This is a genomic window from Kitasatospora dryopteridis (genome assembly GCF_050749075.1).
GTDB lineage: Bacteria > Actinomycetota > Actinomycetes > Streptomycetales > Streptomycetaceae > Kitasatospora.
This window is the reverse complement of sequence record NZ_CP192749.1, coordinates 3372262-3386505: the sequence shown is the minus strand read 5'-3', so window position 1 is coordinate 3386505 and position 14244 is coordinate 3372262. Positions and strand designations below refer to the sequence as shown.

The window sequence follows — 14244 nt, the reverse complement described above, 5'->3', positions numbered from 1 at the left end:
CAGGCCCCCCTCAGACCACAGACAAACTCTCGATTCACGAAAGAGGGCTTGACGACCAGTGCTTGACGTCAACTTCTTCGACGAGCTCCGCATCGGCCTGGCCACCGCCGACGACATCCGCCAGTGGTCGCACGGCGAGGTCAAGAAGCCGGAGACCATCAACTACCGCACGCTGAAGCCCGAAAAGGACGGCCTCTTCTGCGAGAAGATCTTCGGCCCCACCCGGGACTGGGAGTGCTACTGCGGTAAGTACAAGCGCGTCCGCTTCAAGGGCATCATCTGCGAGCGCTGCGGCGTTGAGGTGACCCGCGCCAAGGTGCGCCGCGAGCGGATGGGCCACATCGAGCTGGCCGCCCCGGTCACCCACATCTGGTACTTCAAGGGCGTGCCGTCCCGCCTGGGCTACCTGCTCGACCTGGCGCCGAAGGACCTCGAGAAGGTCATCTACTTCGCCGCCTACATGATCACCTGGGTCGACGACGAGCGCCGTCAGCGCGACCTGCCGTCCCTGGAGGCGCACGTCTCGGTCGAGCGCCAGCAGATCGAGAACCGCCGCGACGCCGACCTCGAGGCCCGCGCCAAGAAGGCCGAGACCGACCTGGCCGAGCTCGAGGCCGAGGGCGCCAAGGCCGACGTCCGCCGCAAGGTGCGCGAGGGCGCCGAGCGCGAGATGAAGCAGCTGCGCGACCGCGCCCAGCGCGAGCTGGACCGCCTCGACGAGGTGTGGACCCGCTTCAAGAACCTCAAGGTCCAGGACCTCGAGGGCGACGAGCTGCTCTACCGCGAGCTGCGCGACCGCTTCGGCACGTACTTCTCCGGCTCGATGGGTGCCGCGGCCCTCAAGGACCGCCTGGAGACCTTCGACCTGGCGGAGGAGTCCGAGCGCCTGCGCGAGATCATCCGCACCGGCAAGGGCCAGAAGAAGACCCGCGCGCTCAAGCGCCTCAAGGTCGTCTCCGCGTTCCTGCAGACCACCAACAAGCCGCAGGGCATGGTGCTGGACTGCGTGCCGGTCATCCCGCCGGACCTGCGTCCGATGGTGCAGCTGGACGGTGGCCGCTTCGCGACCTCCGACCTGAACGACCTGTACCGCCGCGTCATCAACCGCAACAACCGCCTGAAGCGCCTCCTCGACCTCGGTGCCCCCGAGATCATCGTGAACAACGAGAAGCGCATGCTCCAGGAGGCCGTCGACGCGCTCTTCGACAACGGCCGCCGCGGCCGCCCGGTCACGGGCCCCGGCAACCGTCCGCTGAAGTCGCTGTCCGACATGCTCAAGGGCAAGCAGGGTCGTTTCCGCCAGAACCTGCTCGGCAAGCGCGTCGACTACTCGGCCCGTTCGGTCATCGTCGTCGGCCCGCAGCTCAAGCTGCACCAGTGCGGTCTGCCCAAGGCCATGGCGCTGGAGCTCTTCAAGCCGTTCGTGATGAAGCGCCTGGTCGACCTGAACCACGCGCAGAACATCAAGTCGGCCAAGCGCATGGTCGAGCGCGCCCGCCCGGTCGTGTGGGACGTCCTCGAAGAGGTCATCGCCGAGCACCCGGTCCTGCTGAACCGTGCACCCACCCTGCACCGCCTCGGCATCCAGGCCTTCGAGCCGCAGCTGGTCGAGGGCAAGGCCATCCAGATCCACCCGCTCGTCTGCACCGCGTTCAACGCGGACTTCGACGGTGACCAGATGGCCGTCCACCTGCCGCTCTCCGCGGAGGCGCAGGCCGAGGCCCGCATCCTGATGCTGTCCTCGAACAACATCCTCAAGCCGGCCGACGGCCGGCCGGTGACCATGCCGACCCAGGACATGGTGCTGGGTCTGTTCTTCCTCACCTCGGACCGCGACAACGTGAAGGGCGCCGGCCGCTCCTTCTCGTCGACCGCCGAGGCGATCATGGCCTTCGACGCCCGCGAGCTGGACGTCCAGGCCCAGATCGACCTGCGCCTGCCCGCCGGCACGGTTCCGCCGCGCGGCTGGACGCCCCAGGTGGACCCGGAGTGGACGGACGGCCAGCCGGCCGCCTGGACCGAGGGCGAGCCCTTCCGGATCACCACCACCCTGGGCCGCGCGCTCTTCAACGAGCTGCTGCCCGAGGACTACCCGTTCGTCGACTACGAGGTCGGCAAGAAGCAGCTGTCGGCCATCGTCAACGACCTGGCCGAGCGCTACCCGAAGGTCGTCGTCGCCGCGACGCTTGACAACCTGAAGGCGTCCGGCTTCCACTGGTCGACCCGTTCCGGTGTCACCGTCTCGATCTCGGACGTCATCGTCCCGCCGAGCAAGCCCCAGATCCTCGAGGGCTACGAGGCGCAGGCGGAGAAGGTCCAGAAGCAGTACGAGCGCGGTCTGATCACCAACGACGAGCGCAAGAGCGAGCTGGTCGGCATCTGGACCCGCGCGACCAACGAGGTCGCCGAGGCCATGGCCGCGAACTTCCCGAAGACCAACCCCATCTTCATGATGGTCGACTCGGGTGCTCGTGGAAACATGATGCAGATGCGTCAGATCGCCGGTATGCGCGGTCTGGTGTCGAACGCCAAGAACGAGACGATCCCGCGTCCCATCAAGGCGTCCTTCCGCGAGGGCCTGTCCGTGCTGGAGTACTTCATCTCCACCCACGGTGCCCGTAAGGGTCTCGCCGACACCGCCCTGCGTACCGCCGACTCCGGTTACCTCACCCGTCGTCTGGTCGACGTCTCCCAGGACGTCATCATTCGCGAGGAGGACTGCGGCACCGAGCGCGGCCTCAAGCTGTCGATCGGCTCCGTGGGCGCCGACGGCGTGCTGCGCAAGGCCGACGACGTCGAGACCAGCGTCTACGCCCGCATGCTCGCCGAGGACATCACGGTGGACGGCAAGCTCCTTGCCACCGCCAACACCGACCTCGGTGACGTGCTGATCGACGAGCTGATCCGGCACGGCATCGGCGAGGTCAAGACCCGCTCGATCCTCACCTGTGAGTCGGCGGTCGGCACCTGCGCCATGTGCTACGGCCGTTCGCTGGCCACCGGCAAGCTGGTCGACATCGGTGAGGCGGTCGGCATCATCGCCGCCCAGTCCATCGGTGAGCCCGGTACCCAGCTGACCATGCGTACCTTCCACACCGGTGGTGTGGCCGGTGACGACATCACCCAGGGTCTGCCGCGTGTCGTCGAGCTCTTCGAGGCCCGTACCCCCAAGGGTGTGGCCCCGATCTCGGAGGCGCAGGGCCGTGTCCGCATCGAGGACACCGAGAAGACCCGCAAGATCGTCGTCACCCCGGACGACGGCAGCGACGAGATCGCCTACCCGGTCTCCAAGCGCGTCAAGCTCCTGGTGAGCGAGGGCGAGGCGGTCGAGGTCGGCCAGAAGCTGACCGTCGGTGCCACCAACCCGCACGACGTCCTGCGCATCATGGGCCAGCGTGCCGTCCAGGTCCACCTGGTCGCCGAGGTCCAGAAGGTCTACAACTCGCAGGGTGTGTCGATCCACGACAAGCACATCGAGATCATCATCCGGCAGATGCTCCGCCGCGTGACGATCATCGAGTCGGGCGACGCCGAGCTGCTCCCGGGCGAGCTCGTCGAGCGCGGCCGCTTCGAGCAGGAGAACCGCCGCGTGGTGTCCGAGGGCGGCCACCCCGCCTCCGGCCGTCCGCAGCTCATGGGTATCACCAAGGCCTCGCTGGCCACCGAGTCCTGGCTGTCGGCCGCCTCCTTCCAGGAGACGACCCGGGTGCTCACCGACGCGGCGATCCACGCCAAGTCGGACCCGCTGCTGGGCCTCAAGGAGAACGTCATCCTCGGTAAGCTCATCCCGGCCGGTACGGGTCTGCCCCGCTACCGCAACATCCGGGTCGAGCCGACCGAGGAGGCCAAGGCCGCCATGTACTCGGCCGTCGGCTACGACGACTACGACCTGTCGCCCTTCGGCGCCGGCTCCGGCCAGGCGGTCCCGCTGGACGACTACGACTACGGCCCGTACACCGGCTGAGTCCACAGGTCCTGAACGCCGCAGGGCGGTCACCCCTTCCGGGGTGGCCGCCCTGCGGCGTTTCCTGTGGGTTCCGGGGCCGGTGGTTCAGTGGTCGGACCGTTTCCGTCGGGCGTTCGAACTGCCCTGCAATTGAACGGAGTTGGGCATGGCGCGCGATGGTCTGCGCTACGCTCGCCGCGCGAGGTGGGGGCGCCGAATCGACGAGCGGTCCAGTGCGTGTCTTCCCTGCCGCCAGGACTCCTGCCGCAGCCGGCCCGGGTGTGCCCCGGGCTGCGCGCGCGTCGGCAGCAGCGAGAGGGAACGGTGCCATGGCCCGGGGCGGGCTCCTTGACCACGTCACGATCGCGTCCGGGCTGCGCGGGCTCGCCGGGAAGCCGGAACTCGCCGGACGGAGCGCGGAGCTGGAGGCGCTCGCGGCCGCCCTGGACGGCCCGGGCGACCCGGGGCCGTGGGCCGAGCTCGACCTGCTGCACTCCTTCGTCCGGCCGGAGAGCGTGACGCCGGCCGGCCGCGGCGAGGCCAGGATGTGGTCCCTCGTCGAGGTCGGCATCGGCGCGCTGGTGTTCGTGCCGCTGCTGGTCACCTGGTTCGGCCTGATGCGTGCCACCAGCGCCTACCAGGCCCTGATCGGCAGCGACCCGCGGCAGGCGGGCCGCCCCTTCCTGCAGCTCTGGCAGACCGGCTTCGACGGGCGGCTCGGCTCCTGGGCCACCTTCGGCCACGTCGCGGCCGGCGCCAGCGCGGTGATCGGCCTGCTGCTGGTGCTGTCGGTGGTGCACGGCCTCAAGCGGAGCGGGGCCGAGCGCCGCGAGGCCGAGTCCGCCCGGACGGCGGAGGGCCTGCTCGCCGAGCTGGCCCCGCTGCTGACCCGTGCCCAGGCCGCCCTGCACGAGCACCGGCGGGCCTCGCCGCAGCGCTTCGCCGCCGAACTCACCGGCGCCGCCGAGACCCTGGAGCGGCTCGGCGAGCAGGCCGTGCAGGCCCAGCGCGAACTCGGCAGCGCGGCCGAGGCCGTCCGGGACACCGTGCTCGACGCCCGGGGGCAGCTCGCCGACGTCGCCGCCTCGGTGGCCCCGCTGCGGGCGGCCGTCGGCGACGTGGAGCGGGCCGCCGGCCGGGTCGAGCAGGCCGTGGCCGCCGGGGCCGAGAAGCTGGTGGAGACCGTCCGCGACGGTGCGGCCGCCACCGACGGGCTGGTCGACCGCAGCGGCCGGCGGCTGGCCGATGCGGCCGCTGCCGTCCGGGACTCCGCCGAGGCCGTCGGCGCCGAACTGGCCGACGCCGGCACCCGCGTCGAGGAGGCCGTCCGCGACCTGGCGGCGGCGCAGCGCGGCTTCACCACCGGCGCGGAACTCGCCGCCGACGTCAGCGGGCGGGTACTGGAACGCCTCGACGGCCTCACCCGGCACCTCGCCGAGCTGGGCGAACAGGTCGCCGGCGCCTCCGCCGCCGCCCGTGCGGCCGCCCGGCACGCTGATGACACCGCCCGCCGGGCCGACCACGCCGCGCACCGGGCCGACGCCGCGGCCCGGCACGCCGACACTGCGGCCCGACACGCCGACGACGGGGCGCGGCAGGCCGCCGACCTGCTCCGCGAGCGGGGCCCGCAGCCCGCCCCCGGTGCCCGCGTCGAGCCCCAAGCCCCCGGCAAGGAGCACCCGGCCGCTCCCGTGGAGAGCGGCACCTCCCTGCTCGAGGCGGACCGGCTGACGCTGCGCAAGGCGGCCGGATGATCCGCCGTCCGCGCCCCGGGCGGGCCCGCGCCGACGGCCTGGCCATGGCCGGCTGGCTCTTCGCGGACATGCTGCTGGTGCTGGCCCTGGTGGCGATGGGCGACCAGGGCGACCCGGTCGCCGCCGAACGCGGCGCCCGCCCGTCGCCGTCGGCACCGACCGGCCCGTCGCCGTCCGCGAGCCCGTCCCCGGTCAGTACCGGCCCGCGCGGTGTCGAGCACGACCCGGTGACCATCCGGGTGTCCGGCGACGACACGGCGGCCACCGCGCAGATCCGTGCAGCCACCGAGGCCCACCGCGGCCGGCGGGCCGCCGTCGTCCTCACCTTCGGCAGCAACCGCGACCCCGGACTCGGCCAGGCCTATGCGCACACGGTCAACGGCCTGCTGCCGCAGGCCCGTCCGGAGATGTTCGCGGGCGCCACCACCCGGGACTTCATCTCGCTGGAGGACAACCCCCGGCACGCGTCCCTGGAGATCTACTTCTACACCCGGTGAGCCCCTCCGGCTCCCGACCCGTCCCTCGAACCTGGAGACAGCGCAGTGCAGATCCTCCCCTTCTACATGGTGTGCGACGAGTCCGGCTCGATGTCCGGCGACATCGACGTGCTCAACGACGCGCTGGTCGCACTGCACAGTGAGATCAGCACCAACCCGACCATCGCCGACAAGACCCGCTTCGCGCTGATCGGCTTCTCCGACGACGCCAAGGAGCTCCAGCCGCTGGTCGACCTCGGAGAGGTGACCGCGCTGCCGCGGCTGCAGGCGGGCGGGTTCACCTCGTTCGGCAGCGCCTTCCGCGTCCTGCGGTCGGCGATCGAGCGGGACGTGCCCGCGCTGAAGGCCCAGGGGCACGACGTCTACCGACCCGTGGTGTTCTTCCTCTCCGACGGCGTCCCCACCGACGGCGGCTGGGAGCTCGGCTACGACGAGCTGCTCGGATCGGCCTACCGGCCGCACATCATCGCCTTCGGCATCGGCACGGCGGACCAGTCCGTGATCGGCCACGTCGCCACCTTCAAGGCGTTCATGCAGCAGGACGACAACGTGAAGCCGGCCGAGGCGCTCAAGGAGTTCGCCGGCAGCCTCACCCGCTCGATCGTCCGCTCGGCGAGCGGTGCCCGGGCCGGCGAGGGCATGAGCCTGCAGGTCGACGACCACGTGCCCGGTTTCACCAGCGTCTCCCTCGACAAGCTGTGAACGGGAACGAGCCGATGAACGAGGAGCACGCCGGCCGGGACGGGTCGGCCCACCGGAACCCGCACGCCGCCGCCGCGGCGGCCGAATGGCGCTGGCCGCCCCTGCAGGCACCGCAGCGCACCGAGCAGGCCGACGGCCGCCCGGCCGGCCCGGCCGTTCCGCCGTGGGAGCCACCGCCCCCGCAGCACACCGGCTACCGGCCGGCGCAGCAGCGGCCGGACACCGCCGTCCCGCCGTGGGAGCCCCCGCCCGCCTCCGCCGCACCCGTACCGCCGGACGACCGGTCCTACGTGCACCGGCAGGCCGAGCGGCCGCAGCAGGCCGGGGTCGAGGAGACCGTGGCCATGGCCGTCCTGCGGCCGACCGCCGACCATCCCGGGCACGACCCGGGCCTCGGCCCCGCGGCGCACACCGGCGTCCGTCCGCCCGCCTACCCGGCCGAGCCCGGCGAACTGACCGAGACCGGCTCCGACCTGTTCGCCGCCATGGTCCCGGACACCGTGGTCGACGGCGGCACCGTCGGCTCCGCCACCGTCCGCGCCGCCTCCATCCGCGGCGACTCCCACCGCTACGCGAAGGAGTGCCGCCAGGACTCGGTGCTGCTCGCCCGGGTCGGCGGGATCGCCGTCCTCGCGGTGGCGGACGGCGTCGGGTCGGCCCGCTACTCCCACCGCGGTTCGGCCGGCGCCTGCCGACTGCTCGTCAGCTGCCTCCTGAACGACGCCGAGCGGCTCTCCGCCGCCCTCCACGCCGGGGACGGGAACGGCTTCGCCCGGCACGCCCACGTCGTCATGGGCCGGGTCGCCGAGCGCCTGCGGGCCGAGGCGGAGAAGGCCGGGCACGGCCCCGCCGAGTACGCCACCACCCTGCGGGCCCTGCTGGTGCCGACCGACCCGCAGTCCCGGGTCCGCGGCTTCCTCGCCGTCGGCGACGGCGGGCTGTTCCGGCTGCGCGGCGGCAGATGGGAGTCGCTGGAACGGATCGCCGGCGAGGGCGCCGTCTTCGACACCGGCACCGAGGCCCTCCCGGTCAACTTCGGCGCCCCCGTGGTGGACCTGGTCACCGACGGCCTGCCCGGCGACGTCCTGGTGATGTGCACCGACGGCCTCGCCAATCCGCTGGTCAAGGAGCCCGGCGTGGCCGAGTTCTATACGCAGCGGTGGGGCGGCGGCACGGTGCCCGGCCTCGCCGAGTACCTGTGGCAGGCGCAGATCAGGGTCCGCAGCTACGACGACGACCGCAGCGTCGTCTGCCTCTGGGAGGGCGAGCGGTGACCGGCGCGGTCGCCACCGCGGTCGCCGACGGCGGGGACCTCGACCTCGCGGACCTCGCGCTCGACGGCGTGGTCGGCGCGGGCGGCCAGGGCCGCATCCACCGGCTCGACGGCGGCTTCGACCTGCTCTACAAGGAGTACCTCGACCCGGCCCGGGTGCAGGCCTCCGCCCTGTCCGAACTGGTACGGCTGCGGCGCGGCCTCGACGAGGCGGAGCGCGGCGCCCTCGACGCCCGTTCGGCCTGGCCGCTCTGCCGGGTCCTGACCGCCGGCCGCTGCACCGGCTTCCTCATGCGCGCCGCACCCGACGCCATGCGGTGGCAGACCGCGGCCGGCAGCCGCAAGCTGACCGAACTCCAGTACCTGCTGCACCCGGAGCGGCCGGCGACCGCCGGTGTGGTACGGCCCCTGCCGGAACAGCGTCTGGTGCTCGCCCGGACGATCGTGGACCTGGTCGCCGGGCTGCACCGGCACGGCCTGGTCGTCGGGGACCTCTCCCAGGCCAACATCCTGTGGACGGTGGTGCCGGAGCCGGCGGTGTTCCTGATCGACTGCGACGGAATCCGGCGGGCCGGCTCCCGGCCCGTCCTGGACCAGGCCGAGACCCCCGACTGGGGCGACCCGCTCTCGCCGAACGGCAGTGCCGCCACCGTGGACAGCGACCGCTACAAGGCGGCCCTGGTCGTGGGCCGGGTCCTCGCCCGGGCCGCCTACCTCGCCCCGGGACAGCCGCTGGTGCCGCTGCCCGGCGTGCTCAACGACCGGCAGCACGAGGCCGTCCGCCGGCTCTGGCGGGAGGCCGCCGGGCCCTTCGGCACCCGCCCCGACCTGCGGGCCTGGGCGGCCGCCCTGGACGAACGGGGCGTCATCCCCGTCCCCCGCCTGCGGCCCCCGCCGCCCCGCCCCGTCGACACCTCCCTCTTCGGCAACCGCCGAGGCCCCCGCGGCACCATCCCCCTGCCACCCCCCTGACACGAAGGGGCGCAGTGCTGAGGGGTCACCCCGAGGGGCGCGTGGAGGCACCTGGGGCGCCGGCCGTCACTGCATGCGGAAGACCGGGCCGCGGGGGGTGAAGGGGAGGGCGGCGTGGCGGGGCACGAGGTAGGCGTGCTCGCGCCGCACCCGCAGGACGTCGCACTCGGCATCGGTGATCACCAGCACCGGCGCCCCCGGCGGGAAGTCCTCGGCGCGCTGCAGCAGGTCGATCCCGGGCTGCAGGACGGTGCCGCCGCGGCCGCGGATGCGGACCCGCCCGGCGATCTCCTCGGGCGGGAGGTACCCGGCGTCGTGCGGTGCGGCGTCGCAGAAGACCACGCGGGCGGCGGCGACGTCCCGGGCGGCGGCGTAGGAGGCGATGGCGCCGAGGGCTTTGCCGAGCAGGGCCCGGCTCATCGATCCGGAGGTGTCGAGGACGACGCCGAAGGTGCAGCGGGCGGTCTCGGTCTCCGGGCGCCACCGCCCGGCCCGCGGGATGCCGGGGGTGGCGGACTGGCGGCGCGACGGCCGGGCGTAGCTGCGGACGGACTCGGGCGAGGGGACGAACTCGTCGAACCAGCGGGCGAGTCGGGCGTCCCAGGGCAGCGGCGGGTGGGAGAGGGCGCGGATCTCCTCGACCAGTCCGGCCGGGAGGGTGCCGCGGTCGCGTTCGTGAAGTTCGAAGCCCTGCTGCAGGCCGCGCCGGTAGAACTCGTCCAGGTCGACGTAGTCGCGGACGTCGCCGAGCGCCTCGCCGAGGATGTCGGGCCGGCCCTTGCCTGCGAGGGTGGCGAGGCGCCGCAGCCGGCGCTGGTCGCGGGCGATCCGGTCGTAGACCTCTTCCGCGGAGAGGCCCTTGAGCTCCGGGTCGTACAGCGAGCCCTCCGGCATGGTGCCGACGTCCATCTCGACCAGCCAGCCGTTGACGACGTAGTCGCAGGCCACGTTGAAGAGGTACGGGTCCCGGGCGCCGGCCCGTTCGCCGTGCCGCAGGGCGGCGTGCAGCATCTCGTGCCCGAGGACGAACCGCCATTCCTCGCCGGTGAGGTGCAGCAGCGGGTTGACGTAGATCTCGCCGGCCGCGGCGTTGACGGCGGCCACCGAGATGCCGTGGGCGCGGGCGAGTTCGGCGTCGGCGACCAGGGTGATGCCGGCCGCGATGCCGCCGAGCAGCGGGTAGGAGGAGACGAACCAGTTCAGGGCCCGGGTCCACGGGCGGACGGGCTCGCGGGCGGCGGTGAGGCCGGAGCGGCGTCCGCCGGCGACGTCCATGGCGGCGGAGACGGTGCGGGTGAGGGCGGCGGCGAAGGCGGTCGTCCAGTCCGGCGGGTCGTCCCAGCGGGACCACGGCACCAGCAGCTGGTCGGACAGACCGGGCCCGCAGGCGGTCGGGACGCCCGGCACGCCGTCCTGCCGCCAGCGCCGGGCGAGTTCGTCCTCGTCCCCGGCGGGCAGGTTCTGCGGCAGGTCGAACGGGCTGCGGCCGACCTGGAAGGTGGCCTGGAAGCGGTGGACGACGGCGCAGCGGGCCGCCTGCAGGGCGTCGTCGGCAGGGGTCCGCCTCCCGTGGGCGGCGGGCACGTGGCCGAAGCCGAGGTGGAGCAGGCAGTGCGTCAGCACCCAGGCCCATTCGGCGGGTTCGGCGCGGCGCCGGGCATCGGCGTGGACGGTGCCGTCGGAGTCGACGACCGCCCAGCCGCCCCGGGGGACGGCCGTGCAGTCGGGGTCGGTGCAGATCCGGGCGCCGATCGCGCCGAGTGCGTGGTTGCGGTGCACGAGGGCGACCGCCTCGGCGAAGGCCTCGGCGGCCGGGTCGGCCGGGCGCTGCTCGCCGGTGCGGGCGGCGGCCCGTCGGCCGGCGGCGCCGCGGCTCACCGGCGGGCCTCGACCAGCCGCGGCATGTCGCGGGCGGCCTCGATCAGGAACCAGGAGGGCAGCACCGGGTTGCCGTCCGGCCCGTCGGCGATCACCGTCTGGGCGACCTCCACGGAGATCTCGGCGAGCTGCACGAGCAGCGACTTCGCGCGGTAGGCGGTGCGCCGCAGCCCCTCGGAGGCGTGTTCCTTGCGGGCCGGGAGCTCCTTGACCAGCCGGCCGCGGAAGGCGTCGGCGAGGTAGTACAGCAGGTCGCGGTCCTCGGGGCGGCCGGGCCAGCGGGCGTCGCCCTTGAGGATGGCGTCCAGCCCGTAGGCGTGGCGGACGATCTTGGCGTAGCCGCAGAAGGCCACCGCGTGCTGCGGGGTGAGCAGGCCGTGCGCGAGCACCTGGAGGGTGGGCTCGGTGATGTCGGGGCCGAAGGAGTGCAGCGCGTCGGAGAGCATGTGCCAGGCGCGCGGGGTGGAGAACGGCTCCTCGGTCTTCGGCGGCGCCGACCACAGGTGGTCCGGCCGGTCGGTGAGGTGGTCGAGCACCCACGGGTGGATGCCCGCGCCGGCGGCCCAGGCCAGCCAGTCCGTCGAGCTGGCCCGCAGGTGGACGTGGACCAGGCGGTTGACCAGCGCCGACGCCATCGGCCTGGCCAGTGCACCGTCGGTCGCCCGGTTGCCGGCGCCGATGACGATCGAGCCGGGCGGCAGTTCGTAGGAGCCGATCCGGCGGTCCAGGATCAGCGAGTAGAAGGCCTTCTGCACGTCGGGCGAGGCGGCGTTGAGCTCGTCCAGGAACAGGCAGTAGGGCTCGTCGCGGGCGACGGACTCCGGCGGGCAGAACCGGGAGCGGCCGTCCGGGGTGATCTGCGGGACGCCGACCAGGTCCTCCGGTGCCAGCTGGGTACCGATCAGGCTCACGCACTCCAGGCCGAGCGAGGAGGCGAACTCCCGGACCAGGGAGGACTTTCCGATGCCGGGCGCACCCCACAGGAAGACCGGGCGGACGGTCGCCAGACCGAGCAGCAGCTCGGGCACCTCGGACGGCGAGACGGTGACGGCACCCTGCACAGGACTCCTTCGACGGTGGGGTTCGCCGCCAGTGTGCGCAGCCGCAGCACGGCGCGCACCCGGTTTTTCCGGTGGCGCCCGCGGCGGGCCGCCGCGTACCGTCCGGACCATGAACGCCAAGCGGCCCCTGATCGCCGTCCTGACCGGCGCGGGCATCTCCACCGACTCCGGCATCCCCGACTACCGAGGCCCGAAGGGCCTGTGGCAGCGTGACCCGAAGGCGCAGGAGCTGGTCACCATCGGTCCGTACCTGGCCGATCCCGACATCCGCAGGCGCTCCTGGCGGATGCGGCAGGAGGTCGGCGCGGCCGGCGCCCGGCCGAACGCCGGGCACCTCGCCCTGGTCGAACTGGAGCGCTCCGGGCTGCCGTTGCGCGTCCTCACGCAGAACGTCGACGGCCTGCACCAGCGTTCGGGCCTGCCCGAGCGCAAGGTGCTCGAACTCCACGGCACCGCCCACCGGGTGCAGTGCGTCCGCTGCCGGGTGCGCAGCACCATGGAGGAGGCCCTCGCCCGGGTCGCCGCCGGCGAGGACGACCCGGCCTGCCTGGCCTGCGGCGGCGTACTGAAGCCGTGCACCGTGATGTTCGGCGAGATGCTGGACGAGCAGGTGCTCGCCCAGGCCGCGGCGATCGCCCAGAACTGCGACCTCTTCATCGCCGTCGGCACCCTGCTCCAGGTCCACCCGGCGGCCGGCCTCGCCCAGGTCGCCGTCGACCACGGCGCCCGCCTGATCGTCGTCAACGCCGAGCCCACCGCCTACGACGAGGCCGCCGAGGAGGTCGTCCGCGAGCCGATCTCGCAGGCCCTGCCGCAGCTGGTCCGCCGGATCATCGCCGACAGCCGGGGCTGACCGGCGGCCGCCACAGCCGGGCCGCCCGCCCCGGCCGGGTGACGCGCGTAGCATGGGCCGTCCCCGAGGAAGAGGGAGTCGGACGATGGCAACCGGTGGCTTCGACCCGTGGTCGGCGGCATTCGTCGCCCACCCGTACGACGCGTACGCCGAACTGCGGGAGAAGGCGCCGGTCAGCTGGTACGAGCCCAGCGGGCAGTGGCTGGTGGCCCGCCACGCCGACGTCTCCGCCCTGCTGCGTGACCGCCGCCTCGGCCGCACCTACACCCACCGGTTCACCCACGAGGAGTTCGGCCGACCGCAGCCCGACCCCGCGCACGAGCCCTTCCACACCCTCAACGACAACGGCCTGCTCGACCTGGAGGCCCCCGACCACACCCGGATCCGGCGGCTGGTCGCCAAGGCCTTCACCCCGCGGCGGGTCGAGTCGCTGCGCCCCACCGTCGCCAGGATGGCCGACGACCTCGTCACCGGGCTGCTCGCCGACGGCGGCGGCGACCTGATCGCCAAGGTCGCCGAGCCGCTGCCGGTCGCCGTCATCGCCGAGATGCTCGGCGTGCCCGAGAGCGACCGGCACCTGCTGCGCCCCTGGTCGGCCGACATCACCGGCATGTTCGAGCTCAACCCGACCGAGGAGACGGCGCAGCGGGCGGTGCGCGCCAGTACCGAGTTCTCCGACTACCTGCGCGCCCTGATCCGCGAGCGCCGCGCCGACCCCGGCGACGACCTGATCAGCGCCCTCGCCCTGGTCGCCGACGAGGGCGACGTGCTCAGCGAGCAGGAGGTGGTCTCCACCTGCGTGCTGCTGCTCAACGCCGGCCACGAGGCCACCGTCAACACCACCGGCAACGGCTGGTGGGCGCTGTTCCGCAACCCAGACGAACTCGACCGGCTGCGCGCCTCGGTGGACGAACTGCTGCCCACCGCCGTCGAGGAACTGATGCGCTACGACACCCCGCTGCAGATGTTCGAGCGCTGGGTGCTGGAGGACATCGAGGTCGGCGGCACGGTGATCCCGCGCGGCTCCGAGGTCGCGCTGCTCTTCGGCTCCGCCAACCGCGACCCCGAGCGCTTCGCCGACCCGGACCGGCTGGACATCGGCCGCACCGACAACCCGCACATCACCTTCGGCGCCGGAATCCATTTCTGTCTCGGCGCCCCGCTCGCCAGACTGGAACTCAACGAGTCGTACGGTGCACTGCTCCGCCGGGCGCCCGGCCTGCGGCTGGTCCGCGAGCCCGCCTGGCAGCCCGGGTACGTGATCCGCGGGCTCGAAGAACTGCTGGTCGAGGTCTGAGGCGTACAGGA

General features: G+C 73.1%; 10 protein-coding genes. 8 read left to right on the top strand and 2 right to left on the bottom strand.

Features of this window, described 5'->3' with window-relative positions; translation table 11 throughout:
• Nucleotides 1-58 precede the first annotated feature (58 nt).
• From ACQ614_RS15325 to ACQ614_RS15300, 6 genes are all read left to right on the top strand, one after another.
• Nucleotides 59-3964 (top strand): DNA-directed RNA polymerase subunit beta', encoded by a 3906-nt coding sequence (locus tag ACQ614_RS15325; RefSeq protein WP_431679121.1) that lies wholly within the window; start codon nucleotides 59-61, stop codon nucleotides 3962-3964.
• A gap of 311 nt (nucleotides 3965-4275) precedes the next feature.
• On the top strand, nucleotides 4276-5700 hold the full coding sequence (locus tag ACQ614_RS15320) for a hypothetical protein (protein WP_431679120.1): 1425 nt from the start codon (nucleotides 4276-4278) through the stop codon (nucleotides 5698-5700).
• Complete coding sequence (locus ACQ614_RS15315; protein WP_431679119.1) at nucleotides 5697-6197, top strand: hypothetical protein; 501 nt, start codon at nucleotides 5697-5699, stop codon at nucleotides 6195-6197. Before ACQ614_RS15320 ends, ACQ614_RS15315 begins: the two co-directional genes overlap by 4 nt.
• A gap of 45 nt (nucleotides 6198-6242) precedes the next feature.
• Nucleotides 6243-6899 (top strand): vWA domain-containing protein, encoded by a 657-nt coding sequence (locus ACQ614_RS15310; protein WP_363493254.1) that lies wholly within the window; start codon nucleotides 6243-6245, stop codon nucleotides 6897-6899.
• 14 nt (nucleotides 6900-6913) lie between these two features.
• The gene (locus ACQ614_RS15305) at nucleotides 6914-8173 is read left to right on the top strand and encodes a protein phosphatase 2C domain-containing protein (RefSeq protein ID WP_431679118.1); all 1260 of its coding nucleotides are present in this window, start codon (nucleotides 6914-6916) and stop codon (nucleotides 8171-8173) included.
• Nucleotides 8170-9144 (top strand): hypothetical protein, encoded by a 975-nt coding sequence (locus ACQ614_RS15300; protein ID WP_431679117.1) that lies wholly within the window; start codon nucleotides 8170-8172, stop codon nucleotides 9142-9144. The genes ACQ614_RS15305 and ACQ614_RS15300 overlap by 4 nt, the downstream gene beginning before the upstream one ends.
• Before the next feature lie 66 nt (nucleotides 9145-9210).
• Here the strand turns inward: ACQ614_RS15300 and ACQ614_RS15295 are convergent, their stop codons facing one another.
• Both ACQ614_RS15295 and ACQ614_RS15290 read right to left on the bottom strand, forming a co-directional pair.
• Nucleotides 9211-11022 (bottom strand): vWA domain-containing protein, encoded by a 1812-nt coding sequence (locus ACQ614_RS15295; protein ID WP_431679116.1) that lies wholly within the window; start codon nucleotides 11020-11022, stop codon nucleotides 9211-9213.
• Nucleotides 11019-12083: an ATP-binding protein gene (locus ACQ614_RS15290; RefSeq protein WP_431679115.1), complete on the bottom strand. Its 1065-nt coding sequence runs from the start codon at nucleotides 12081-12083 to the stop codon at nucleotides 11019-11021. Before ACQ614_RS15290 ends, ACQ614_RS15295 begins: the two co-directional genes overlap by 4 nt.
• Before the next feature lie 109 nt (nucleotides 12084-12192).
• Between ACQ614_RS15290 and ACQ614_RS15285 the strand changes: the two genes are divergently transcribed.
• Both ACQ614_RS15285 and ACQ614_RS15280 read left to right on the top strand, forming a co-directional pair.
• Nucleotides 12193-12936 (top strand): SIR2 family NAD-dependent protein deacylase, encoded by a 744-nt coding sequence (locus ACQ614_RS15285; RefSeq protein ID WP_431679114.1) that lies wholly within the window; start codon nucleotides 12193-12195, stop codon nucleotides 12934-12936.
• An 85-nt stretch (nucleotides 12937-13021) separates the two neighbouring features.
• Nucleotides 13022-14233, top strand: coding sequence for a cytochrome P450 (locus ACQ614_RS15280; RefSeq protein ID WP_431679113.1), 1212 nt, complete (start codon nucleotides 13022-13024; stop codon nucleotides 14231-14233).
• Nucleotides 14234-14244: the final 11 nt, after the last annotated feature.